At 33.0% G+C, this 24327-nt stretch carries 22 protein-coding genes and 1 tRNA gene; 19 read left to right on the forward strand and 4 right to left on the reverse strand.

Translation table 11 applies throughout. The features are described 5' to 3' along the window. Window positions 1–79: 79 nt before the first annotated feature. Window positions 80–2080: a DNA primase gene (dnaG, locus tag ACSVH2_RS04465; RefSeq protein WP_438091952.1), complete on the forward strand. Its 2001-nt coding sequence runs from the start codon at window positions 80–82 to the stop codon at window positions 2078–2080. Between the two features lie 31 nt (window positions 2081–2111). On the opposite strand, the gene ACSVH2_RS04470 is transcribed toward dnaG, so the two are convergent. Together ACSVH2_RS04470 and nadE are read right to left on the reverse strand one after the other, a co-directional pair. Further along, a complete protein-coding gene (locus tag ACSVH2_RS04470; RefSeq protein ID WP_438091953.1) occupies window positions 2112–2741 on the reverse strand; it encodes a LuxR C-terminal-related transcriptional regulator in 630 nt (209 codons plus the stop codon). Between the two features lie 78 nt (window positions 2742–2819). Then, a complete protein-coding gene (gene nadE, locus ACSVH2_RS04475; RefSeq protein ID WP_438091954.1) occupies window positions 2820–3632 on the reverse strand; it encodes an NAD(+) synthase in 813 nt (270 codons plus the stop codon). 96 nt (window positions 3633–3728) lie between these two features. Here nadE and gldB point away from each other — a divergent pair, with 96 nt between their 5' ends. Continuing rightward, window positions 3729–4688, forward strand: a complete 960-nt coding sequence (gldB, locus tag ACSVH2_RS04480; protein WP_438091955.1) for a gliding motility lipoprotein GldB — start codon at window positions 3729–3731, stop codon at window positions 4686–4688. Next, complete coding sequence (gldC, locus tag ACSVH2_RS04485) at window positions 4685–5020, forward strand: gliding motility protein GldC (RefSeq protein WP_438091956.1); 336 nt, start codon at window positions 4685–4687, stop codon at window positions 5018–5020. Before gldB ends, gldC begins: the two co-directional genes overlap by 4 nt. A gap of 11 nt (window positions 5021–5031) precedes the next feature. Here the strand turns inward: gldC and yihA are convergent, their stop codons facing one another. Both yihA and ACSVH2_RS04495 read right to left on the reverse strand, forming a co-directional pair. Then, window positions 5032–5649, reverse strand: coding sequence for a ribosome biogenesis GTP-binding protein YihA/YsxC (yihA, locus tag ACSVH2_RS04490; RefSeq protein ID WP_438091957.1), 618 nt, complete (start codon window positions 5647–5649; stop codon window positions 5032–5034). 41 nt (window positions 5650–5690) lie between these two features. Further along, window positions 5691–6455: an alpha/beta fold hydrolase gene (locus ACSVH2_RS04495; protein WP_438091958.1), complete on the reverse strand. Its 765-nt coding sequence runs from the start codon at window positions 6453–6455 to the stop codon at window positions 5691–5693. Window positions 6456–6855: 400 nt separating this feature from the next. Between ACSVH2_RS04495 and mraZ the strand changes: the two genes are divergently transcribed. The 16 genes from mraZ (at window position 6856) to ACSVH2_RS04575 (ending at window position 24303) form a co-directional block, all read left to right on the forward strand. Further along, window positions 6856–7329 carry a division/cell wall cluster transcriptional repressor MraZ gene (gene mraZ, locus ACSVH2_RS04500; RefSeq protein ID WP_438091959.1) on the forward strand — a complete coding sequence of 158 codons (474 nt, stop codon included), beginning with the start codon at window positions 6856–6858 and terminating at the stop codon, window positions 7327–7329. Then, complete coding sequence (gene rsmH, locus ACSVH2_RS04505; protein ID WP_438091960.1) at window positions 7304–8212, forward strand: 16S rRNA (cytosine(1402)-N(4))-methyltransferase RsmH; 909 nt, start codon at window positions 7304–7306, stop codon at window positions 8210–8212. Before mraZ ends, rsmH begins: the two co-directional genes overlap by 26 nt. Next, a complete protein-coding gene (locus tag ACSVH2_RS04510) occupies window positions 8209–8556 on the forward strand; it encodes an FtsL-like putative cell division protein (RefSeq protein ID WP_438091961.1) in 348 nt (115 codons plus the stop codon). The genes rsmH and ACSVH2_RS04510 overlap by 4 nt, the downstream gene beginning before the upstream one ends. Further along, window positions 8547–10556, forward strand: a complete 2010-nt coding sequence (locus ACSVH2_RS04515) for a penicillin-binding protein (RefSeq protein ID WP_438091962.1) — start codon at window positions 8547–8549, stop codon at window positions 10554–10556. The genes ACSVH2_RS04510 and ACSVH2_RS04515 overlap by 10 nt, the downstream gene beginning before the upstream one ends. Then, window positions 10553–12016 carry a UDP-N-acetylmuramoyl-L-alanyl-D-glutamate--2,6-diaminopimelate ligase gene (locus ACSVH2_RS04520; protein ID WP_438091963.1) on the forward strand — a complete coding sequence of 488 codons (1464 nt, stop codon included), beginning with the start codon at window positions 10553–10555 and terminating at the stop codon, window positions 12014–12016. The genes ACSVH2_RS04515 and ACSVH2_RS04520 overlap by 4 nt, the downstream gene beginning before the upstream one ends. 21 nt (window positions 12017–12037) lie before the next feature. Next, window positions 12038–13264, forward strand: a complete 1227-nt coding sequence (gene mraY, locus ACSVH2_RS04525) for a phospho-N-acetylmuramoyl-pentapeptide-transferase (protein ID WP_438091964.1) — start codon at window positions 12038–12040, stop codon at window positions 13262–13264. Further along, a complete protein-coding gene (gene murD / locus ACSVH2_RS04530) occupies window positions 13264–14601 on the forward strand; it encodes a UDP-N-acetylmuramoyl-L-alanine--D-glutamate ligase (protein WP_438091965.1) in 1338 nt (445 codons plus the stop codon). The genes mraY and murD overlap by 1 nt, the downstream gene beginning before the upstream one ends. Before the next feature lie 8 nt (window positions 14602–14609). Next, a complete protein-coding gene (locus tag ACSVH2_RS04535; RefSeq protein ID WP_438091966.1) occupies window positions 14610–15899 on the forward strand; it encodes an FtsW/RodA/SpoVE family cell cycle protein in 1290 nt (429 codons plus the stop codon). A 2-nt stretch (window positions 15900–15901) separates the two neighbouring features. Beyond that, the gene (murG, locus tag ACSVH2_RS04540) at window positions 15902–16993 is read left to right on the forward strand and encodes an undecaprenyldiphospho-muramoylpentapeptide beta-N-acetylglucosaminyltransferase (protein ID WP_438091967.1); all 1092 of its coding nucleotides are present in this window, start codon (window positions 15902–15904) and stop codon (window positions 16991–16993) included. Continuing rightward, window positions 16990–18138: a PDZ domain-containing protein gene (locus tag ACSVH2_RS04545; RefSeq protein ID WP_438091968.1), complete on the forward strand. Its 1149-nt coding sequence runs from the start codon at window positions 16990–16992 to the stop codon at window positions 18136–18138. The genes murG and ACSVH2_RS04545 overlap by 4 nt, the downstream gene beginning before the upstream one ends. A gap of 4 nt (window positions 18139–18142) precedes the next feature. Further along, window positions 18143–19483 (forward strand): UDP-N-acetylmuramate--L-alanine ligase, encoded by a 1341-nt coding sequence (gene murC / locus ACSVH2_RS04550; protein ID WP_438091969.1) that lies wholly within the window; start codon window positions 18143–18145, stop codon window positions 19481–19483. Beyond that, complete coding sequence (locus ACSVH2_RS04555; RefSeq protein ID WP_438091970.1) at window positions 19480–20202, forward strand: cell division protein FtsQ/DivIB; 723 nt, start codon at window positions 19480–19482, stop codon at window positions 20200–20202. Before murC ends, ACSVH2_RS04555 begins: the two co-directional genes overlap by 4 nt. Before the next feature lie 6 nt (window positions 20203–20208). Continuing rightward, the gene (gene ftsA / locus ACSVH2_RS04560; RefSeq protein WP_438091971.1) at window positions 20209–21579 is read left to right on the forward strand and encodes a cell division protein FtsA; all 1371 of its coding nucleotides are present in this window, start codon (window positions 20209–20211) and stop codon (window positions 21577–21579) included. Window positions 21580–21612: 33 nt separating this feature from the next. Next, on the forward strand, window positions 21613–23580 hold the full coding sequence (ftsZ, locus tag ACSVH2_RS04565; protein ID WP_438091972.1) for a cell division protein FtsZ: 1968 nt from the start codon (window positions 21613–21615) through the stop codon (window positions 23578–23580). A gap of 138 nt (window positions 23581–23718) precedes the next feature. Then, window positions 23719–24168, forward strand: a complete 450-nt coding sequence (locus ACSVH2_RS04570; protein WP_438091973.1) for a GatB/YqeY domain-containing protein — start codon at window positions 23719–23721, stop codon at window positions 24166–24168. Window positions 24169–24229: 61 nt separating this feature from the next. Beyond that, window positions 24230–24303, forward strand: a tRNA-Arg gene (locus ACSVH2_RS04575). Window positions 24304–24327 lie beyond the last annotated feature (24 nt).

Below are 24327 nucleotides of genomic sequence, written 5' to 3' on the forward strand. Positions count from 1 at the left end.
GTTAGTTTATATTTTGAAAAAGTGTTTCAGTTTTTGGAACACTTTTTTTATTGTAACTTTAAACCCTTAAATAGAAAATTTGATAACTCGAGAAACCATAGATAAAGTTTTTGAAACCGCACGTGTAGAAGAAGTCATCGGTGATTTTGTTCAACTTAAACGTGCTGGAAGCAATTACAAAGGTTTGAGCCCATTTTCAGATGAGCGCTCACCATCGTTTATGGTATCACCGGTAAAGCAAATTTGGAAAGATTTCAGTTCGGGAAAAGGCGGAAGCGTAGTGACTTTCTTGATGGAGCACGAACATTTTACCTATCCCGAAGCAATTCGGTTTTTGGCGAATAAATACAATATCGAAATAGAAGAAACAGAGACTTCTCAGGAAGATAAAATCGAAGCCAATGAAAAAGAAAGTATGTATTTGGTTTCAGAATTTGCCAAAACTTTTTTTCACGAAACCCTTTTAAATTCGGAAGAAGGAAAAGCAATTGGGTTATCCTATTTCAAAGAAAGAGGTTTTACTAATGAAACCATAACCAAATTTGGATTAGGTTATTCTCCCGAAACTTGGGATGCTTTTACCAAAGAAGCCTTGTCAAAAGGATATCAATTAGAGTTTTTAGAAAAAGTTGGTTTAACCATTACTAGAGAAGACGGCAAACATTTTGACCGTTTCAAAGGAAGAGTAATGTTTCCTATCCAAAGTTTGTCGGGAAGAAATCTCGGATTTGGTGGTAGAATTTTGACCAATGATAAAAAAGCAGCCAAATATCTCAATTCTCCCGAAAGTGAAATTTACCATAAAAGCAAAGTCTTGTATGGTATTTTTCATGCTAAACAAGCTATTGCCAAACAGAATAATTGTTTTTTAGTCGAAGGTTATACGGATGTAATTCAAATGCATCAAGCCGGAATTGAAAATGTAGTTGCCTCATCAGGAACAGCTTTAACTCCAGACCAAATTCGATTAATTAATCGATTGACTAAAAATATTACGGTTCTTTTTGATGGCGACGCTGCTGGACTTCGTGCTTCTATTCGAGGAATTGATTTAATTCTCGAAGAAGGCATGAATGTAAAGGTTTGTACTTTCCCTGATGGTGATGATCCTGATAGTTTTGCTCGAAAAAACTCTTTTGATGATTTGGTTTCTTATTTAGAAAATAACGCCAAAGATTTTATTCAGTTCAAAGCTTCACTTTTGATGAATGAAGCACAAAACGATCCTATCAAAAAAGCTGATTTAATTCGGGATATGGTAGTGAGTATTTCCAAAATTCCTGATAGAATTAAAAGGGAAGTGTATATTCAAGAGTGTGCTCGCATCATGGATATTTCCGAACAAGTATTGCAAAATACCTTGGCACAACTCATTCAGAAAGACATTTCGGAAGCTGGAAAAAAACTGAAAAATTCTGAAACTTTACAACAAAAATCTTTTGAAGTCATAAAAAATGAGGTTAAGGTTTCAAATGAAAAACTAGACATTTTATCAAATCTTGAAATTAGTATCATCAGCATATTAGTTTTATATGGAAATTTAGTAACTGAATTTGAAAACATCTACATTAATTTTGATGAAGAAGGCAATGAAATTGAGGTAAAAGAAAAAATTAAAGCTAAAATTTCTGAACGAATTTTTTTGAGTCTACAAGAAGATGAAATAAGTTTTACTAATCCGTTATTTCAAGAAGTTTACAATGATTTAATTCAGAATTTTGTCAATGATGCCAATTTTGATATTGTAAATTACATGAATACTCTGGAAGAAACGAAAGCTGGTTTTATTTCAAATTTAATGATGGAAAATGAACGCTATTCGCTTGCAGGTTGGTTAGAGAAAAAGCAAGTTTTTGTGAAAGAAAAAGATTCCGAGGAAGTACTTACCAATTTGGTTACTGAAACTCTAATCTCTCTTCGAGAATATCTCATTAATAAACTGATAATGGATATGATGAATAATTTCAGTAAAGAGGAAGAAAATGATTTAGAAGAATTGATGACAACTATTAACGATTACAACAAATTAAAAGTCAGCCTAACCAATAAAATAGGACGAATACGATCAACTTATTTATAAAAAAACCTCGCTTTTGCGAGGTTTTTATTTTTTAAACGATTTCCAAAGTTTTTGCTTTGTTCACTAAGTCAACCAAGTTGGTTACACTAAGTTTCGTTAATAATCGAAGTTTGTAAGTACTAATGGTTTTTTCGTTAAGATTTAAAATCTTAGCAATTTCATTGTTTTTCTTTCCATCGCTAAGAAAACGAAGTACTTCGATTTCTCGGTTAGAAAGTTTTCTGTACAAACGTTCAGATTTGTTTTGTTTAGCAATTAATGCTAAACTTTTCTTGATTTCTTCATTTAGGATAATTTGCCCTTGGCTAACCTTAACAATTGTTGTTCCTAAATACTCAAGTTTTGAAGTCTTGTGAACATAACCTGCGCAACCAGCTTTGATGGCGTTTGGCGCATAAATGTGTTCAGACATACTACTAAATACAATAACTTTTGTTTTTGGGAAATTTTTAATGATAGATTTGAGCTCATAAATACTCTTTAATCCTTCAAGATCAAGGTCGATAATCAAGACATCAACTTCTTTGTTTCTCAAGGCATCAGGCACCATAAAAAAATTCCCTACATTAGAAACAATGCTTATTTCATGATGATCTTTAAAATAAGCTTTCATTCCAAAATGAACAACTGGAAAGTTATCGGCTACACATACATTTATCATAATCGTGGTATTTGATAAAAATTAATAGAAATTTACTGTAAAGTTAATTTTTTTTTTAATAAATATTGTTATAAAATTTTAATTTTTTTTATACAATTCTGGAATAATACATATAGGAATTGGATTCATCTTATGTTGATTAACACTATTTAAATACGAATAAATCTTAAAAACTTCTTTTTCCCTTCCCGAAAAATCGGCTGCATTTTTGTTGTTTTCTGCTTCAATCATTGCCCATTCTAGTTCGTCATAACTAGCACCAAGTTGTTCTTCATCAGTTCTTGAATCGCCAAACAAACCATCTGTTGGAGCAGCATTTTGTATTGACTTAGGAATTTCTAAATATTCTCCCAAAGCATACACATCACTTTTCATTAAATCAGCAATAGGACTTAAATCTACACCACCATCACCATATTTAGTATAAAAACCAACGCCAAAATCTTCAACTTTATTTCCAGTTCCAGCCACTAATAAGCCATAAATTCCAGCATAATAATATAAAGTGGTCATGCGTAAACGTGCTCTAGTATTGGCTAATGATAAGTCAACTTTTATATCATCATCAGAACTTGGAACCACTTTTTTAAAGGTTTCAAAAACAGTAGTTAAATCAGTTTCTACATTTTTTACATTTGGAAATCGCTTTTTTAACTGTTCAATATGTTCTCTTCCTCTACTAACTTGACTACTATGTTGATGAATTGGCATTTCAACACATAAAGTGGTTAAACCTGTTTGTGCACAAAGCGTTGAGGTTACTGCCGAATCAACGCCACCTGAAATACCTATAACAAAACCATTCACTTTTGCATTCGTTGCATAATCTCTTAACCATGAAACAATAAAGGCATTGGTTTCCCCTACCTTAATATTACTTTTTTTAGACATTTCTTATGATTTTTATTAAAAACTGCAATGTATATTTGCAAATGTAAATAAATCAGAAGATTTTAAACTTTAATAATTTATTATAAATTTCTTAAAATGGTAAAATATTTTATCGGCATCTTGTTGTCTTTTTTTCTTTTTTCTTGTGATCAAAAGTCTAAAGTTGAAAAAGCAGTAGAAGAAATTCCTATTGAGATAAAAGTAGATCGATTTGATAAAGCTTTTTTTGAAACTAAACCAGAGGATTTACAAAATCTCAAGGCAACTTATCCTTTTTTCTTTCCCGAAGGTATTTCAGATAGTGTTTGGATTGAGAAAATGCAAAACAAAGACTGGAGAGCACTGTATCAAGAAGTGCAAAAAAAATACCCTGATTTGAACAAACAAGCCACGGAAATAGAAGATTTATTTAAACATATTAAGTACTATTTTCCAAATACTATAACTCCAAAAGTATATACCGTAATTGCCGAAATGGATTATAATAATAAAGCCATTTATGCCAATGATAAGTTGATTATTGCATTAGAGTTGTATTTAGGTAAAGACGTCAAATTTTACACTGACGCTGAATATCTGAAGCAAAATTTTGAAGAAAGACAAATGATGCCTGATATTGTTTCTAGTTTTTCATGGCGAAAAATTCCTCCACCAACCGATAAGACATTATTAGCCAATATGATTTATTATGGTAAAGAATTGTATCTAAAAGATGTATTGCTTCCCGATTTTACAGACGCTGAAAAGATAGGATATCAACCAGAGCAAATTAAGTGGTGTCAAGAAAACGAAAGTTATATGTGGCGTTTTTTCATAGATGAAAATCTGCTTTTCGATTCAGATTCAAGACTTTCAAACAGATTTATAAATTTAGCACCATTTTCAAAATTCTATCTCGAAATAGATAACGAATCACCAGGAAGAGTAGGGCAATGGGTTGGATGGCAAATTGTTCGTTCATTTATGGAAAATAATGAAGTAAGTTTGCAGGATATGCTAAAAATGGATGCCAAAGAACTATTTGACAAATCAAAGTACAAACCAAAAAAACCATGAGTAAAACAATACAATCTGAAATAAAATTCAATATTGAATTAGACGAAAATCGTGTTCCCGAAAAATTAACTTGGACGGCACAAGACGGCGGAGTTGAACTAGAAGAGGCAAAGGCTATTATGCTTTCTATTTGGGACGGTAAAGCTCAAGAAACACTCCGAATTGATTTGTGGACAAAAGAAATGCAAGTTGATGAAATGAAATTATTTTTTCATCAAACCTTGGTAGCTATGGCTGATACGTTTCAACGTGCCACTGCCGATGAAAAAATGGCAGATACTATGAAAGATTTTTGTGATTATTTCGCTGAAAAGTTGGAATTGAAAAAGTAATATTTTATTAACTACAATTCACCGCTTTTAAACATTTCGTTATTCACACCATCAATAAAATCTAAAACCTTATCTCTTCCTGTAGCTTCGGTGGCAGAGGTTACAAAGTATTGAGGCATTTCTTCCCAGTTGTTGGCTAGCAATGCTTTTCTATAGGCAGCAACATGAGAGTCTATTTTGGTCTTGCTAATCTTGTCTGCTTTTGTAAAAATGATGCAAAAAGGCACTTCTGTTTCACCCAAATATTCAATGAATTCCAAGTCTATTTTTTGTGCTTCTAAACGAATGTCAATTAATACAAAAGCACAAACCAATTGTTCTCTCTTTTCAAAATAATCAGTAATAAATTCCTGAAAAACTTCTTTTGTTTTCTTAGAAACTCTGGCGTAACCATAACCGGGTAAATCAACTAGAAACCAATTTAGATTAATCTTAAAATGGTTTATTAACTGAGTTTTTCCGGGTTTCCCTGATGTTTTAGCCAAGTTTTTATGGTTGGTTAACATGTTAATCAAGGATGATTTCCCTACGTTAGAACGACCAATAAAAGCATATTCGGGCAAACGTTCTAGCGGACATTTACTCACGTCGGAATTGCTAATAATAAATTCGGCGGAATTAATTTTCATGGATTTTATTAAAAATAAAAAGCCCTAAAAAGGACTTTTGTTTATAAATGTACTTCTTTAAGCCATTCGTGCAATAATCTATTGAACTCATCCGGGTGTTCCATCATGGCGGCATGACCACATTTGTCAATCCAATATAACTCCGAGTTTGGCATTAATTTGTGAAATTCTTCCGCTACTTCTGGTGGTGTTACTTGGTCATTCTTACCCCAAATAATACAAGTTTTCACATGCATTTTTGGTAAATCTTTGGCCATATTATGACGTATAGCACTTTTGGCTATTGTCAAGGTTTTAATTACTTTTATTCGGTCATTTACTATCGAAAAAACTTCGTCAACCATTTCTTTTGTAGCCACTTTTGGGTCATAAAAAACGACTTCGGTTTTTTTCTTGATATATTCATAATCGCCTCGTTTAGGATAGCTATCACCCATAGCGCTTTCATAAAGTCCTGAGCTACCAGTTATTACAAGTCCGGCTACTTTTTCAGGATACATTTTTGAATGATATAAAGCAATGTGTCCACCAAGAGAATTCCCCAAAAGAATTACTCTGTCAAATCCTTTGAAAGTGATAAAGTCCTTCACGTATTTTGCAAAGGCTTTTACGTTAGTTTTTAAAATATTTTGTGAGTATAATGGTAACTCAGGAATAACTATTTTATATCCTTTAGACGAAAAATAGTCAGCTACACCACTAAAGTTACTCAATCCGCCCATCAATCCGTGTAATACGACGATTGGTGTGCCTTCTCCAACTTCATAATAGGAATATCTTCCTTCTTTTTTAAAATTTCCTTCCATATGATTTTTGACTTTTACATCGGTAGCAAATATATGATTTTATACCTAAAAACCATTTTCTATTCCCGTTTTTTAATTAAAATGGTTCTGCAAAAGGAGTATAATTTAATTAAGGTTAGGGATGCTTATTCTAAACAAATCATCTAGTCTTTTGATAATTATCAGATGTATTAAAAAATAAATTATTAGCAATAATGCCACTAAAAATCAGTTTTTTACAATTCAAATTAACGCAATAATCAATATTTCTTAAATATTTTTCAATAATTTACAATATTTATTTTGTTCGGATTTTTAAGCAAATGAAGCTAAAGTGGTAAAACTTATTAACAAAGTGGTAATTAGTGGTATTTTGTGGTAAATATTTTTATATTTTTGCTTCTAACCAAAATAAAAACCATTGAACTCTATAATTGGGACATATGAATGTAAAGTTGATGCCAAAGGAAGACTGATGATTCCTTCGGCTTTAAAGAAACAACTTGCTAGTTCTATTCAAGATGGCTTTGTCTTGAAGCGTTCCGTTTTTCAACCTTGTTTAGAGTTGTATCCTATGACTGAGTGGAATTTGATGATGCAAAAAATCAACAAACTCAACCGATTTGTGAAGAAGAATAACGATTTCATTCGTCGATTTACGGCTGGTGTAAAAGTTATTGAAGTAGATGATTTAGGAAGATTGTTAATTCCGAAAGATTTGGTTGCCTTTAGTCATATTTCAAAAGACATTGTCCTTTCTTCTGCAGTAAACATTGTAGAGATTTGGGATAAAGAATTATATGAAAAATCAATTGCTGGTGATGATATTGATTTTGCTGATTTAGCCGAAGATGTAATGGGAAATAGTAATGATGACAACGATGGAATATCATAACCCAGTTTTACTTTCGGCAACTGTTGACGGATTGAATATCAAACCCGATGGAGTTTATGTTGATGTCACTTTTGGTGGTGGTGGTCATTCCAAAGAAATTTTGAAAAGATTGGGTCCAAATGGGAAATTGTTTGGGTTTGACCAAGATGAAGATGCCTGGGAGAATGCATTGCCCGATGAAAGATTTACATTAATTCAAGAGAACTTTAGATATATCAAGCGGTTTTTGAGATTTCATGGTGTGAAAAGTGTGGATGGAATTTTGGCTGATTTAGGGGTTTCATCACACCAATTTGATGTTCCAGAAAGAGGTTTTTCTACTCGATTTGATGCCGATTTAGACATGAGAATGAGTAAGAAAAATGATTTGGATGCCTTCAAAGTGATTAATGAATATGATGAAGCCAATTTAAAAAGAGTATTTCTGGATTATGGTGAGTTGAAAGTGGCTCCAGCTTTGGCAAGAACAATTATAGAAGCTAGAGAAAAGAAAACAATCAATACAACAGACGAATTGAAAATGGTTTTGTCAAAATTTTTACCAGAACAATTCAAGAATAAAATATTAGCCCAAATCTATCAAGCCATTCGAATAGAAGTAAACCAAGAGATGGATGTTTTAAAAGAATTTTTAGAACAATCTCTTGAAATATTAAAGCCAGAAGGAAGATTAAGTGTGATTTCATATCATTCTTTAGAAGACAGATTGGTAAAACGTTTTATGAAAAACGGACTATTTGAAGGTGAACCAGAGAGAGATTTTTTTGGAAATTTTTCTGTTCCATTTAAGTTGGTAGGCAAACTAATAGTTCCAGATGAAGCTGAAATAAAAAGCAACAATAGAGCAAGAAGTGCCAAATTAAGAATAGCAGAAAAACGATGAAAAAGGGAGTTTATAGCATATTAAAAGCTCGATTTTTAGTCAATGAAGACGCTACGAAAAACTGGCGATTTATTGTTTTTGTGATAGTGCTTGCCATTTTAATGATTGCCAATACACACAATTTTGAACAAAAAGTATTTCGGATTACCGAATTAACAAGTGAAGTAAAAGAATTGCGTTCCGAATTTGTAGATAAACGTTCCGAATTAATGAAGTTGAAAATGGAATCGACTGTTTCAGAAAAAATGAAGGAGAGAAAAATATTTCCTTCACAGGTTCCACCAAAAAAAATAAAAGTTAAAAAACCTATAGAAAAAACCTTCTTTCAAAAACTATGGCAATAGAAGATAAACATATCTCTTACCGAATTTATTTAGTTGCATTTTGCATCTTCATAATGGCTATGGCTATAACTTTTAAGTTGTCCAAAATTCAATGGGTTGAAGGTCCAAGGCTTCGTGAATTGGCCAAAAAAGAAACAGTTAAGAGCTTTGTTATCCCTGCCAATAAAGGAAATATTTATTCAGCTGATGGAAGTTTGTTAGCAACCTCAATTCCCAATTATAAAATAAGATTTGATGCTGTTGCGCCAAAAGAGATTGCATTTGAAAAAAACGTAAAACCACTAGCAGACTCTTTGTCAAAACTTTTAGGAAAGCCAAGTTCTTTTTATTTATCGGAACTAAAAATTGCTAGAACCAATAAGAATAGATATTTATTGGTTGCCCGTGATTTAAGTTACACACAATATATTAAAATTAAAAGTTTCCCGCTATTCAATTTAGGCGCAAACAAAGGCGGAATTATTGTAGAACAAGAAACGATTAGAGAACATCCAATTGGAAAAATTGCAGAGAGAACTATTGGTTACGAACGTGTGAAACCAAATGGCGAATTAGACGGAAAAGGAATAGAATGGTCTTTCAGAAAATATTTGAACGGTAAAGATGGAAAAGTTTTAAAACAAAAAATTGCTAAAGGTCAATGGAAACCAATCCGCGATATTAACGAAGTTGATCCACAAGACGGTTATGATGTTATTTCAACAATTGATGTTTACATACAAGATATTGCGCACCATGCTTTACTGAAACAGTTAAAAGAATTCAAAGCAGAACATGGTTGTGTGGTTGTGATGGAAACCAAAACGGGAAAAATCAGAGCCATTTCCAATTTAGGGAAATTAAAGGAATCAGACTCAACTTATTTCGAAACTGAAAATTACGCTATTAAAGAATCTCATGAACCTGGATCGACTTTCAAGTTAGTGGATATGATTGCTTTATTGGATGATAATAAAATTGATACTAGTAAAGTGTATGATAGCAAAGGCGGGATCATAGATTACAGAGGAAATAAAGTTAGAGATTCTCATGAAGGCGGTTATGGAAAAATTTCGTTAGCAAGAGGTTTTGAAGTGTCTTCTAATACGATAATGGTTCAGGCGGTTTATGAAAATTATAAAAATAATCCTGAAGAATTTGTAGATAGAATCGATAGAATGGGTTTGAATAAACCATTAGGATTGCCTTTTAAAGGAGAAGGAAAACCATATATTCCACAACCAAATGATAAACATTGGAGTGCTATTTCACTTCCATGGATGGCTTTTGGATATGGCGTTTCGGTAACACCATTACAAACGTTGACCTTATATAATGCTGTTGCTAATAATGGTGAAATGGTAAAACCACAATTCGTTTCTGAAATAAAAGAATGGAATAAAACCATAAAAAAATATGATAAACAAGTTATCAACGCAAAGATTTGTTCGGCAGAAACCAATAAAAAACTAAAAGCAGTTTTAGAAAATGTGGTTAAAAGAGGAACAGGTTCAAAGTTGTATTCCAAAGACTTTTCTATGGCAGGAAAAACAGGAACAGCTCAAGCCAATTACGGAAAAAATGGTGGAAGTGACAAGCATTACATTTCTTCATTCGTGGGTTATTTCCCTGCAGATAATCCTAAATTTTCTTGTATTGTAGTGGTTCATAAACCAAATACTTCGGGTAATAACTATTATGGTGCAGATGTGGCTGGTCCAGTTTTTAAGCGTATTGCGCAAAAGATTTTTACCGATTCACCATCTACCAACGAAATTAAAAATCTGAACAAAAAAATAAATCCTCAGGAGAAAGCATTTGATGAATACTACGCCAAATCCCAATCCGAAATAAAAGTAATTCCAAATTTGAAAGGCATGAGCGGAATGGATGCTGTAGCTCTTTTGGAAAACTTAAAATTAAAAGTAAAAGTGATTGGTGTTGGGAAAGTAAAAAAGCAATCCGTTCAACCCGGAGAAGCATTAGATAAAAACAAAACAATCATACTTGAATTATCGTGATTATTTTAAAAGACATATTATATAAAGTAGCCATCGAAGCGGTTAAAGGTTCGACAGAAATGGTTATTGGCAAAATTGAATTTGACTCACGTAAAATTCAAGAGAACGATGTTTTTGTGGCCATTCGTGGTACCGTTTCAAATGGTCATGATTTTATTGAAAAAGCCATAAATCTTGGAGCTACTGTAATAGTTTGTGATACTTTTCCAGAAATAATTGTGAGTGGCGTTACTTATATTCAAGTGAAAGACACCAACTCGGCTTTGGCATTTTTAGCGGCTAATTTTTATGGAAATCCATCTCAAAATTTAAAATTAGTTGGAATTACCGGAACAAATGGAAAAACCACTATTGCTTCACTTTTGTATCAATTATTTAAAAAAGCAGGTTATAAAGTGGGATTGTTGTCAACGGTGAAAATAATGGTTGATGATGTTGAGTATAAAGCAACGCACACTACACCAGATTCATTGACTATCAATTATTATTTGGCAGAAATGAATGCTTTCGGAATTGAATATTGTTTCATGGAAGTAAGTTCACATGGAATACATCAAAAACGTACAGAAGCATTACATTTTGTTGGAGGTGTTTTCACTAATTTATCACACGACCATTTGGATTATCACCCAACGTTTGCAGAGTATCGAGATGTAAAAAAATCTTTTTTCGATTTTTTACCCAAAACTGCTTTTGCACTTAGCAATATTGACGATAAAAATGGATTGGTAATGCTTCAAAATTCGGCTGCAAGAAAATTGACCTATGCCTTAAAATCCTACGCTGATTATAAAGCACAAATTCTAGAAAATCAATTATCAGGATTATTATTGAAAATTAATGATAATGAAGTTTGGGTAAAGTTGATAGGAACTTTCAATGCATACAATTTATTGGCAATTTATGGAACTGCAGTAGAATTAGGATTGGATAAATTGGAAGTATTGCGATTGTTATCAGAATTAGAAAGTGTTTCGGGACGTTTCCAATTTATTGTTTCCAATTCTAAAATAACTGCAATTGTGGATTATGCGCACACTCCAGATGCTTTGGAAAATGTTTTGAAAACCATCAATGATATTAGAACCAATAACGAACAATTGATAACAGTAGTTGGTTGCGGTGGCGATAGAGACAAAGCGAAAAGACCAATAATGGCCAATATTGCCACGAGTATGAGTAATAAAGTAATCATCACATCGGATAATCCAAGAACAGAAGATCCAATTGATATTATTGCGGATATGGAAAATGGAGTACAGCCACAAAATCATAAAAAAACACTATCAATTGTAGATAGAAAACAAGCTATAAAAACCGCGTGTCAATTGGCCAATCCAAATGATATTATACTAATTGCAGGAAAAGGACATGAAACCTATCAAGAAATTCAAGGTGTTCGCCATGATTTTGATGATATGAAAATTGTAAAAGAAATTTTAGAACAATTAAGCAAATAACCAAATTAACACATAACCAATATGTTATACTACTTATTTGAATACCTCGACAAGACAATGGATGTTCCAGGAACAGGAGTTTTTCAATACATCACTTTTCGTTCTGCTTTGGCAATTATCTTATCCTTGATGATTTCTACTATTTATGGAAAAAAAATCATCACTTTTTTGAGAAATCAACAAGTAGGCGAAACGGTAAGAGAATTAGGTCTTGAAGGACAAACTCAAAAAGCAGGAACACCAACAATGGGTGGATTAATCATCATTATCTCAACGTTGATTCCTGTGATATTGTTAACCAAATTGAATAATATTTACATTATTCTCTTGATTGTAACTACGCTTTGGATGGGAACTATTGGATTTATTGATGATTATATCAAAATTTTCAAAAAAGACAAACAAGGTTTAAAAGGTATTTTTAAAGTAATTGGTCAAGTTGGTTTGGGGTTAATTGTAGGTTCGGTGTTGTACTTTCATCCAGGTGTGACGGTTCGAGAAAAATCAAATAAGCCACTAACATTTAATCAAACACAAAATGTAATTTATCAAACACCAAATGAGTATAAATCTACGACTACAACTATTCCTTTTACTAAAAACAATGAATTAGATTATGCTCAAATTTTAAAACCATTTACAGATGATTATCAAAACTGGGCTTGGTTAGTATTTATTCCTATTGTAATATTTATTATCACTGCGGTATCAAATGGAGCCAATCTTACTGATGGAATAGACGGCTTAGCCGCAGGAACATCTGCCATATCTGTTTTGGCACTCGGTATTTTTACTTTCGTTTCTGGAAATATCTTTTTCTCCGACTATTTGAACATCATGTATATTCCCAATTCGGGTGAAATGACGGTTTTTATATCGGCTTTTGTGGGTTCATTAATTGGATTTCTTTGGTACAATTCCTATCCAGCTACAGTATTTATGGGCGATACTGGTAGTTTGACTATTGGAGGTATTATTGCGGTTTTAGCTATTTCTGTTCGAAAAGAATTGTTATTACCTGTTTTGTGTGCCATCTTTTTTGCTGAAAATTTATCAGTAATAATTCAAGTTTCCTATTTCAAATTTACTAAAAAACGCTTTGGTGAAGGAAGACGAATTTTCCTTATGTCGCCATTGCATCATCATTATCAAAAGAAAGGCTATCACGAAAGTAAAATTGTAACACGCTTTTGGATTGTTGCCATACTATTGGCTATTGTTTCAATTGTAACATTAAAATTGAGATAATGCAACGATTGGTCATTCTTGGTGGTGGAGAAAGTGGCGTTGGAACAGCCATTTTAGGGAAGAAAAAAGGTTACGATGTTTTTGTTTCTGATTTTGGAGAAATTAAAGACAATTATAGAGAAGTTCTTAAACAATATGAAATTAAATGGGAAGACAAAAAGCATACAGAAGATTTAATTCTAAATGCTGATGTGGTAATGAAAAGTCCCGGAATTCCTGAAAAAGCACCAATAGTAAAAAAACTTTTGGGAAAAGGCATTCCAGTGATTTCTGAAATTGAGTTTACTGCCCAATTTACCAATGCAAAAACCATTGGGATTACGGGAAGCAATGGAAAAACAACCACGACAATGTTGACTTACCATTTGCTGAAATCAGGAGGATTGAATGTGGGTTTGGCAGGGAATATTGGTAAAAGTTTTGCCTGGCAAGTAGCCGAAGATAACTATGATTGCTATGTGTTAGAATTGAGTAGTTTTCAATTAGATGGATGTGTAAAATACAGACCAGACATAGCAATAATTACTAATATAAGTCCAGATCATTTGGACAGATACGAATATAAATATGAAAATTATATCGCATCAAAATTTAGAATAACGATGAACCAAACAGAGAATGATTATCTCATTTATGACGCAGATGATGAGGCTATCTCAAACTGGTTCAAACAAAATAGAACAAAAGCAAATTTAATTCCTTTTTCACTAATACAAACCTTTGAAAACGGAGCCTTTATAAAAAACGACGACACTATGGACATCATCATCAACAACGAGGAATTTGAAATGAAAACGGGAGACGTTTCATTGGAAGGAAAACACAACATGAAAAACGCTATGGCTGCAACTTCTGTAGCCCAACTGATGAAAATCAGAAAGCAAACCATTCGTGAAAGTTTATCCAATTTCCAAGGTGTAGAACATCGATTGGAAAAAGTACTTAAAATTCAAAATGTACAGTACATCAACGACAGCAAAGCAACTAATGTGAATGCAACTTTCTTTGCTTTGGATAGTATGACTGTGCCAACGGTTTGGATTGTTGGTGGTGTTGATAAAGGAAATGATTATAGCGAATTGATGTCCTTAGTTCGTGAAAAAGTTAAAGCTATTATTTGCTTAGGTGTTGATAACAAAAAAATTATTGATGCTTTTGGAAACGTAGTTGATATGATGGTTGAGGTTGACAATATGCGTGATGCTGTAATAACTGCTAAACACATTGCCGAAAAAGGTGATGCTGTTCTTCTATCACCAGCTTGTGCCAGTTTCGATTTATTTCAAAACTATGAAGACCGAGGAAATCAATTTAAAGTAGCGGTTCAAAATTTATAAAATCTAAAATGAAAGAACTAATTACAAGTTTAAAAGGAGATAAAGTCATCTGGGCATTCGTTGCCTTGTTGGCCTTATTTTCATTTATGCCTGTTTTTAGTGCGAGTAGTAATTTGGCCTATATGCGCCATGGTTCTGGAAATGCGTTGACTTATTTATTAAAACATGGTGCACAAGTATTAATTGGATTTTATATTATTTATAAAGTTCATAGAATACCTTATCACTATTTCAGAACAATTTCAAAATACTTATTACCTGTTGTTTGGATATTGTTAGCCTATACGTTGTTAAAAGGAACGGTGATTGATGGAGCAAATGCTAGTAGATGGATTCAAATTCCGTTTATTGGGATTACCTTCCAAACATCAACTCTAGCAGCAATCGTTCTTTTTGTTTTCGTGGCGCGTTATCTATCCAAAAAAAGAGAAACACCCATAACATTTAAAAACTCTTTATGGGAATTGTGGACACCTGTTTTTATAACATTGGCATTTATTCTTCCTGCCAATTTATCTACAGCAGCACTCATTTTTTCCATGGTAATTATGTTAGTTTTTATTGGAAAATATCCTTTAAAATATATTGCAGTTATACTTGGTGCCGGAATTATAAGTTTACTGTTTTTTATTTTGGTAGCCAAAGCATTTCCCGATGCTTTCCCAAATCGTGTAGATACTTGGATTGCACGTATTGATAATTTTACTACTGATAAACCTGATGAAGATGATTATCAAATAGAAAAAGCAAAAATTGCCATTGCATCTGGTGGAATTTATGGTCTTGGTCCTGGAAAGAGTGTTCAGAAAAACTTTTTGCCACAATCATCTTCCGATTTTATTTATGCCATTATCGTTGAGGAATATGGACTTTTTGGCGGGTTTTTGGTATTGGGAATGTATTTGTTGCTTTTATTCAGATTTGTGGTTGCAGCTCATAAAGCCAATTCGCTTTTTGGAAAATTGGTTGTAGTTGGATTAGGCTTTCCTATCATTTTTCAAGCCATGACCAATATGGCAGTTGCCGTAGAATTATTACCTGTTACCGGACAAACCTTACCATTGATTAGTTCAGGTGGAAGTTCTATTTGGATGACTTGTATTGCGCTCGGAATTATTCTAAGCGTAACCAAAAAAGAAGAAGAAATTGCCGAAGAACAAGCAGAAAGTATGAGGCGTGATGAAGCTTTGCAAAAACTAATCGACAAACAAATACAAGAGGACGAAGAAGCAGAACAAGAAGGTTTTTCTATTGAAGATAAGGCAAATCCATTGGAACCAATATTAAAAAGAAATTAAAATTGAGAAAACTAAAATTCATATTGAGTGGTGGTGGAACTGGAGGACATATTTATCCTGCAGTTGCAATTGCTAATGAATTAAAGTCTCGTTTTCCCGAAGCGGAGTTTCTTTTCGTTGGAGCTAAAGACAAAATGGAAATGCAAAAAGTACCGCAAGCAGGTTATGAAATCAATGGACTTTGGATTTCAGGATTGCAACGAAAACTAACACTGCAAAATGCAATGTTTCCTTTGAAATTAGTAAGTAGTTTGTGGAAATCTCGACAAATTATAAAAAATTTTAAACCAGATGTTGTTATAGGAACTGGCGGTTTTGCAAGCGGACCTTTATTACAAATAGCCAATAGTATGGATATTCCAACGGTTATTCAGGAGCAAAATTCTTATCCCGGAATTACTAATAAATTGTTGAGCAAAAAAGCCAATGCCATTTGTGTAGCGTATGAAAATTTAGAACGATTTTTTCCAGCAGAGAAAATTGTTTTCACAGGAAATCCAGTTCGTCAAGACATTCTAGATATTGATTCCAAAAGAAGTGAAGCACTAGCCTACTTTAATTTAGACGAAAACAAAAAAACAGTTTTGATTATAGGAGGAAGTTTAGGCGCAAGACGAATTAACCAACTTATTGCAAAAGAAATTGATTTTTTACGCAATAACAATCTGCAGATAATTTGGCAATGCGGTAACTTGTACATGGCAGATTATAAGCATTTTTCAGAAGTAGAAAACGTGCAAGTGGTTTCATTTATTGACAGAATGGATTTGATTTATGCCGTAGCCGATTTTGTGATTTCTCGTGCTGGCGCATCATCCGTTTCGGAATTATGTTTGGTGGGAAAACCAACTATTTTTATTCCATCGCCCAATGTTGCCGAAGATCATCAAACCAAAAATGCTAAGGCAATTGTGGATAAAAATGGAGCATTACTAATTAAAGAAAGTGAGTTGGATGAAAAATTTGAAACCGTTTTCAACCAACTAATTCACGATGAAAATTTGCAAAAAAGTCTAAGTGAAAACATGAAAAAATTGGCAAAACCAAATGCTACCAAAGATATAGCTGAGCAAATAATAAAATTGATAAAATGAATAAAAACCTAATCTTTTTTATAGCAAACATTTTACTTCTTTTTAGCGGTAATCAATGCTATTCTTCGAATTCTCGAATTGATTCGGTACCTTTTAGCTTTGAACGTGGTAATTTGTATATCGATATTTCAATTGACAATAAAACGTATAAATTTTTATTTAGTTCTACAGGATATTCGTCAGTTTCAAACGAGCTGATTAAAAAGTATGACATTAAAAATTCTGAAAAACAAAACCTGAAAAACACGGTATTTTATTCTGTAAAAGAGCTTAAAATTGGGAATACTTTTTTTAGAAATATTGACGCTAGAGCTTTATCTAATAGTTTTAACTCCAATTGTGTGAAAATTGACGGAATTATCGGGGCAAATTTGTTATCCAACATGATTTGGAAAATCGATTATAATAATAGCAAGCTTTTATTTTCAAATTCAATTGATGATTTTGAATTTTCACAGAAAGCCAACATAATTGATTTTACAACTGTTGGGACAAATAATTCACCACTAATTTCACTGAAAATTGACAATGTTTTATTTGAGAAAGTAATGGTTAATGTGGGTTCAAATGGAACAATTAGCTTGCCAATTACTGATTTCAAAAATAAAGCGAATAATTACAAAAATGCTATATATAACGGCACAGAAAAATTTTCTGGCAAAAATCAGTTGAGTTTGTTCACCGAAATCTGTACAATGGTTCCTAAGGTTGCTTTAGGAACAAGTGAATTTGGTGAAACCATGATAAACTTTTTCGACAATGGAGCTAGTATGATAGGTAATAAAATATTAAAAGATTACGACGTCACTATCGACTGGAGAAACAAGAAAATTTATCTTGATAATTATGTTTTTCGCGAAAAATATAGTATCGAAGATTATGGGTTCTATTTTTACAAGAGAAGTGATAAAATTGAAGTGGTTGGCGTTTATGTTGACTCAAATGCAGACAAACAAGGAATTAAAAATGGAGATATAGTGATAAAAATTAACAATATTGATTTCACAACGATTTCAGACGACGAATTATGTGAATTGTATTTCAATTTTAAAAATTATTTCAACAATCAAGCTATAAATGTTAGCGTTTTAAGAGGGAATGAAAAATTGAACTTCTCAATTGAAAAACAAGTAATATTAAATTAATAAAGTGAATCTAAACCAAATACATAACGTCTATTTCATCGGAATTGGTGGCATCGGAATGAGTGCTTTGGCTCGTTATTTCCAAAACATTGGCAAAAATGTTTCGGGTTACGACAAAACACCTACAACTTTGACAGACGAATTGATTGCTGGCGGGATGAACATTCATTTTGAAGATAATATCGGTTTAATTCCAGCAGACTATTATGTTGAAAACACCTTGGTGATTATTACGCCTGCAGTTCCTATTTCTCATTCAGAATGGAATTACTTTTTGGAAAGAGATTATGTAGTAAAAAAACGGGCTGAAGTTTTAGGAATTATTACTAAAGATACTTTTTGTTTCGCTGTCGCTGGCACACACGGAAAGACTACAACATCAAGTATTCTTGGGCATATTATGTATGAAAGTGGTGCCGATGTGACTGCTTTTCTTGGTGGAATTGTCGAAAATTATCATTCTAATTTAATTGGAAGCGGAAAAACAATCACTGTTGTTGAAGCGGATGAATTTGACCGATCATTTTTGCATTTGTATCCTAATATTGCTTGCATAACCTCAATGGATGCTGATCATTTAGATATTTATGGTGATGCATCAGCAATAGAAGAAACCTTTAGAGAATTTGCAGACAAAGTAGAAGATAAAACTAAATTATTTGTTCCAAAAGGTTTGCTTCTCGAAGCACTCACCATTGGAATTGACGAAGAATCAACGTTTAAAGCTTTCAATATCCGAATTGAAAATGGTTTTTATGTTTTTGATGTACAAACACCTTCAGAAATTATTAAAAATTTACAATTTGGATTACCAGGAAGACACAATTTAATGAATGCCTTGATGGCTTTGGCGATGGCGAAAACTTATGGTACCCCAACCGAGTCCATTGCTAAAGCCTTGGCATCATTTAAAGGAATTCAACGAAGATTTTCGTATCAAATTAAGTCGGATAGATTAGTTTATATTGATGATTATGCACATCATCCTACGGAAATAAATGCAGTACATCAAGCAGTTTCAGAATTGTATCCAAACCAAAAAGTATTGGCTATTTTTCAACCACATTTGTTTAGTAGAACCAAAGATTTTGCAGATGATTTTGCTAAAAGTTTGTCTCAATTTGACGAAGTGATTTTGTTAGATATTTATCCAGCTAGAGAATTGCCTATGGAAGGAATTACGTCAAGTTGGTTATTGTCAAAAATGGAAAACAATCATAAAAAATTGGTTTCAAAAGACGCTTTAATTTCAGCAATTTTAGAAAGTGATGCAAAAATAATTGTGACCATCGGTGCAGGTGATATTGGTGAATTAGTTCCAAAAATTAAAGAAGCATTATCATGAAAATTTTTACTTGGATAAATATCAGATTGGTGCTCATGATAGGGATGGTAATTTTCTTGTATTCCTTCACCTCACATCGAAATGAAACCCGAAAAATTAAGAAAACAGTGGTTGTTTTTGAGGGTAAAAACACTCTTTTTTTGAAGGAAGAAATGGTTAATAAATTGTTAATAGAAAAAAATCAGGACATAAAAACTTTAAACAAAGTTGATTTAGATTTGATGAAATTGGAAAAGTCTGTGAACCGACAAGAGATGGTGCAAAAAGCAGATGTGTTTGTCAGTGTTGATGGGGTTTTAAAAGCGGTGGTGAAACAAAAAACACCTATCGGAAGAGTGTTTAATGAAGCAGGTTCTTTTTATATTGACAGTGAGGGAAATAAGATGCCCTTATCGAACAATTATACGGCTAGAGTTCCACTAATTTCAGGGGAAATAGGAGTTGTGAAAAAAGGAAAAATGGCAGATGTTTTGAATAAAATTGCCGAAGATGATTTTTTGAAAAAAAACATCATTGGTGTGCAAGTTTTACCCAACGGAAGCTTAGTTATGATGAACAGAAATTACGATTTTCAAATTGATTTTGGCAGAACTGTTAATATCGAAAGAAAATTTAAAAATTATAAGGCGTTTTTTCAGAATGCTGTTTTGGATAGCACATTGAACAAATACAAAAGGATTAATTTGAAGTTTACCAAGCAAGTGGTTTGCATTAAATAGTTGATTATGGAAAAAGAAAATATTGCAGTCGGATTAGACATTGGAACAACCAAAATTGTTGCCATGATTGGCAAGAAAAATGAATATGGGAAGTTGGAAATTTTGGGCGTTGGAAAATCCAAAAGTCTTGGTGTGGCTCGTGGAGTTGTAAATAATATTACACAAACCATTCAATCTATTCAGCAAGCGGTTCTTGAGGCAGAAAATAATTCAGGATATAAAATAAACGATGTTGTTGTAGGTATAGCTGGACAACACATTCGAAGCATTCAGCATACTGATTACGTTATTAGAGCTAATCCAGAGGAAGTAATCAACGGAAAAGACATTCAGTTGTTAATTGACCAAGTAAATAAATTGGCTATGCTTCCAGGGGAAGAAATTATTCATGTATTGCCACAAGAATTTAAAATTGATGGTCAATCAGAAATAAAAGAGCCAATTGGAATGTATGGTGGAAGATTGGAAGCTAGTTTTCATGTTGTGGTTGGACAAGCTTCTTCTATCAGAAACGTGGGAAGATGTATCCAAAATTCTGGTATTGAATTATCAGGTTTAACGTTAGAACCTTTAGCTTCGGCAGATGCTGTATTAAGTCAAGAAGAAAAAGAAGCAGGTGTTGCTCTGATTGATATTGGTGGAGGAACCACAGATTTAGCTATTTTCAAAGATGGAATCATTCGTCACACTGCGGTTGTACCTTTTGGCGGAAATGTAATTACTGATGATATCAAAGAAGGATGTTCAATCATAGAAAAGCAAGCCGAATTATTGAAAACTAAATTTGGTTCGGCATGGCCAGGAGAAAATAAAGACAATGAAATTGTATCTATTCCCGGATTGAGAGGAAGAGATCCAAAAGAGATTTCATTGAAAAATTTGTCTAAAATAATTCATGCTCGTGTAGTTGAAATTATCGAACAAGTTTTTACAGAAGTAAAAGCATACGGACATGAAGATCCACGCAAAAAATTAATTGCTGGAATTGTGCTTACTGGTGGAGGATCACAATTGAAACACATCAAACAATTAGTAGAATATATCACAGGAATGGACACCAGAATTGGGTATCCAAACGAACATTTAGCTGGGAATTCAAGTGAAGAAATTTCAAGCCCATTGTATGCCACTGCAGTAGGATTGGTAATGAATAGCATTCAAAATAATTCAAACAGTGCCTACAAAATTGAACTAAAAGAAGTAGAAAAAGAAATTCCAAAACAAGTTATACAACAACCTGTTTTTGAACCAATAGCAGAAGTTCACAATGAAGTAGAAGAAATTAAAGTAGAAACAGAAACGGAAAAAAAGATAAGAGGTTCTTTTTTTGATCGCTATGTTGAAAAGATTAAAGATTTTTTAGATAACGCAGAATAAATAATATACAAAACTTAACAAAACCAAAATAGTATGATAAGCAACTCAGAATTTGGAAACATCTCATTTGATTTACCAAAGAATCAATCAAATGTGATTAAAGTAATCGGAGTTGGTGGCGGCGGAAGCAATGCTATCAACCATATGTTCAAACAAGGTATTAACGGAGTTGATTTTATAGTTTGTAATACTGACTCACAAGCACTTCAAAACAGTCCTGTTCCCAATAAAATTCAGTTGGGAGTGAACCTTACGGAAGGTCTTGGAGCTGGTGCCAATCCTGATGTTGGTCAACAATCGGCATTAGAAAGTGTGGGTGACATTGAAAAAATGTTGGACACCAACACTAAAATGGTATTCATCACAGCAGGAATGGGTGGTGGAACAGGAACTGGAGCTGCGCCAGTGATTGCTCAAATGGCCAAAGAGAAAGGGATTTTAACAGTAGGAATTGTAACTTGTCCTTTTCAGTTTGAGGGAAAAGTACGTCAAGATCAAGCCAAGCTAGGCGTTGAGAAATTAAGAAAACAAGTTGATTCTTTGATTGTTATCAATAACAATAAATTGAGAGAAGTGTATGGAAATCTTGGTTTCAAAGCTGGATTTTCAAAAGCGGATGAAGTGTTGGCTACTGCATCTCGTGGGATTGCAGAAGTAATCACACATCACTATACACAAAATATTGATTTAAAAGATGCTAAAACAGTGTTGGAAAATAGTGGAAGAGCCATTATGGGTTCTGCTACTGCTAGCGGAGAAAATAGAGCAAAAGAAGCTATAATTGCTGCATTAGATTCTCCATTGTTAGATGATAATAAAATTTCGGGTGCCAAAAACGTATTGTTGCTTATCGTTTCTGGATCAAATGAAATTACTATTGATGAAATCGGAGAAATTAATGACCATATCCAAAGTGAAGCCGGACACAACGCTAACATCATTATGGGAGTTGGTGAAGATGAAAAATTAGGCGAATCAATAGCAGTTACAATTATTGCAACGGGATTTAACGAAGAACAACAAAATGGAATTTTAAATCTAGAAGCGAAGAAAATAATTCATTCTTTGGATGGTGAACATAAATTAGAGCGTGATTTAACTCAAAAGCCGGTAGAAATTTTCCAAACTAAAATAGAGTCAACAGTTGAATTTAATGAGGAAAAAATCATTTTTGAATTAATTGAGGATGAAGCTATCAAAAGTGAATTGACACAACAAATTGATACGCCAAATGTTATTTCAAATATTGACGATAATGAGTTGATTGCTATGAATCAGTTCATAAAAAATCTGGATGTAACCTTTGAAATTGTATCTCCAATAAACGATATTGATTTCAATTTAACTACTCCTGAAGTTCTTGAAATGAAAGTTGTTGAGCCAAAAAGTATTGAAGTAGAAGAACAAATAACCTTTACTTTTGATATGCCTACGGTAAAACTTGAAACTACAGAAACGGTTGAAGAGAGTAGAATTATTTTTGATTTATCTGCAGAAACTCGTGATATTGAAGTAAATGAAGCTGTTCAATTCGTTCCTGTAACTGAGTTGAATGAAGGTGGAATTATAAAATATTCTCTAGAAGAATATATGGAAGTGGAGAACGATTTATTAAACTCAAAACCAGTTGCGAAAGTAGTTGAAGAGCCAATTGCCGAAGAGTTAAAAATCACTATGAAACAAATGGAAACTGAAAAACCACAATCTTTTGTGAATCAGTTTGAAGATGTTTCTCCTGTAGAAATGACCATCGAAGAAACCTTGAAACACAGAGCTGACGAAAGAAGAAGAAAATTAAAAGAGTTTAATTATAAATTCCATAATAATCCTTCAAGAGTTGATGAAATGGAAAAAGAACCAGCTTATAAACGCCTTGGTATTGATCTGTCAAACAATACGCCAACAAACAATTCAAGCTCCAGAATGTCTTTAGGAACAGACAGTAATGATGATTTACAAATTCGTTCCAACAATTCTTTTTTGCACGATAATGTAGATTAATCAACAGTTAATCTCAAAATTCTTAACCCGAAAATTTCACTGAAATTTTCGGGTTATTTTTTTATCTTTGCGTGGCCTTTGTAAGTCTTATAATCAAAGGAAAAAGCTAAAATTTAATATCTAAAATTTAATATAAAAATGAGTTTATCAACCCAAATAATGGATGAAATGAAAAATGCAATGCGTGCCAAAGACACCATTGCCTTAGAAGCACTTCGTGCCATCAAATCAGAACTTTTATTAGCGCAAACTTCATCAGGATCTAAAGAAGAAATCACCGAAGCCGATGAAATCAAAATTTTACAAAAATTGGTAAAAATGCGTAAAGACAGTGCCTCAATTTTTACGGCACAAAATCGTCCAGATTTAGCAGAACCAGAATTAGCACAAATAGCTGTCATCGAAAAATTTCTTCCAGCACAACTAAGTGAAGCAGAAGTAGAAGCTGTGATTTCAAAAATAATCTCTGAAACTGGCGCTTCAGGAATTGCTTCTATGGGGAAAGTAATGGGATTAGCTACTGCACAACTTGGCGGAACAGCAGAGGGGAAAACCATTTCATCGATTGTAAAGAAACTTTTAATTTAATAAAGCGCGAGGTACAAAATACGAGGTACGAGAATAAACTTCGTACTTCCAACTTTAAACTGGCTGCGTAGTTCAACTGGATAGAATATCAGATTTCGGCTCTGAGGGTTGGGGGTTCGAATCCCTTCGCGGTCACAAAAAGCTCAAAATATTTTGAGC

The organism is Flavobacterium sp. RSB2_4_14, assembly GCF_051547085.1.
In the GTDB taxonomy this organism is placed as follows: Bacteria; Bacteroidota; Bacteroidia; order Flavobacteriales; family Flavobacteriaceae; genus Flavobacterium.

Bases quoted from the DNA above. Each gene is read 5' to 3' on its own strand.
- ACSVH2_RS04470 (WP_438091953.1), bottom strand. From the start codon at position 2,741: ATGATAAATGTATGTGTAGCCGATAACTTTCCAGTTGTTCATTTTGGA.
- nadE (WP_438091954.1), bottom strand. From the start codon at position 3,632: ATGTCTAAAAAAAGTAATATTAAGGTAGGGGAAACCAATGCCTTTATT.
- gldB (WP_438091955.1), top strand. From the start codon at position 3,729: ATGGTAAAATATTTTATCGGCATCTTGTTGTCTTTTTTTCTTTTTTCT.
- gldC (WP_438091956.1), top strand. From the start codon at position 4,685: ATGAGTAAAACAATACAATCTGAAATAAAATTCAATATTGAATTAGAC.
- yihA (WP_438091957.1), bottom strand. From the start codon at position 5,649: ATGAAAATTAATTCCGCCGAATTTATTATTAGCAATTCCGACGTGAGT.
- ACSVH2_RS04495 (WP_438091958.1), bottom strand. From the start codon at position 6,455: ATGGAAGGAAATTTTAAAAAAGAAGGAAGATATTCCTATTATGAAGTT.
- rsmH (WP_438091960.1), top strand. From the start codon at position 7,304: ATGATGACAACGATGGAATATCATAACCCAGTTTTACTTTCGGCAACT.
- ACSVH2_RS04510 (WP_438091961.1), top strand. From the start codon at position 8,209: ATGAAAAAGGGAGTTTATAGCATATTAAAAGCTCGATTTTTAGTCAAT.
- ACSVH2_RS04515 (WP_438091962.1), top strand. From the start codon at position 8,547: ATGGCAATAGAAGATAAACATATCTCTTACCGAATTTATTTAGTTGCA.
- mraY (WP_438091964.1), top strand. From the start codon at position 12,038: ATGTTATACTACTTATTTGAATACCTCGACAAGACAATGGATGTTCCA.
- murD (WP_438091965.1), top strand. From the start codon at position 13,264: ATGCAACGATTGGTCATTCTTGGTGGTGGAGAAAGTGGCGTTGGAACA.
- ACSVH2_RS04535 (WP_438091966.1), top strand. From the start codon at position 14,610: ATGAAAGAACTAATTACAAGTTTAAAAGGAGATAAAGTCATCTGGGCA.
- ACSVH2_RS04545 (WP_438091968.1), top strand. From the start codon at position 16,990: ATGAATAAAAACCTAATCTTTTTTATAGCAAACATTTTACTTCTTTTT.
- ACSVH2_RS04555 (WP_438091970.1), top strand. From the start codon at position 19,480: ATGAAAATTTTTACTTGGATAAATATCAGATTGGTGCTCATGATAGGG.
- ftsA (WP_438091971.1), top strand. From the start codon at position 20,209: ATGGAAAAAGAAAATATTGCAGTCGGATTAGACATTGGAACAACCAAA.
- ftsZ (WP_438091972.1), top strand. From the start codon at position 21,613: ATGATAAGCAACTCAGAATTTGGAAACATCTCATTTGATTTACCAAAG.
- ACSVH2_RS04570 (WP_438091973.1), top strand. From the start codon at position 23,719: ATGAGTTTATCAACCCAAATAATGGATGAAATGAAAAATGCAATGCGT.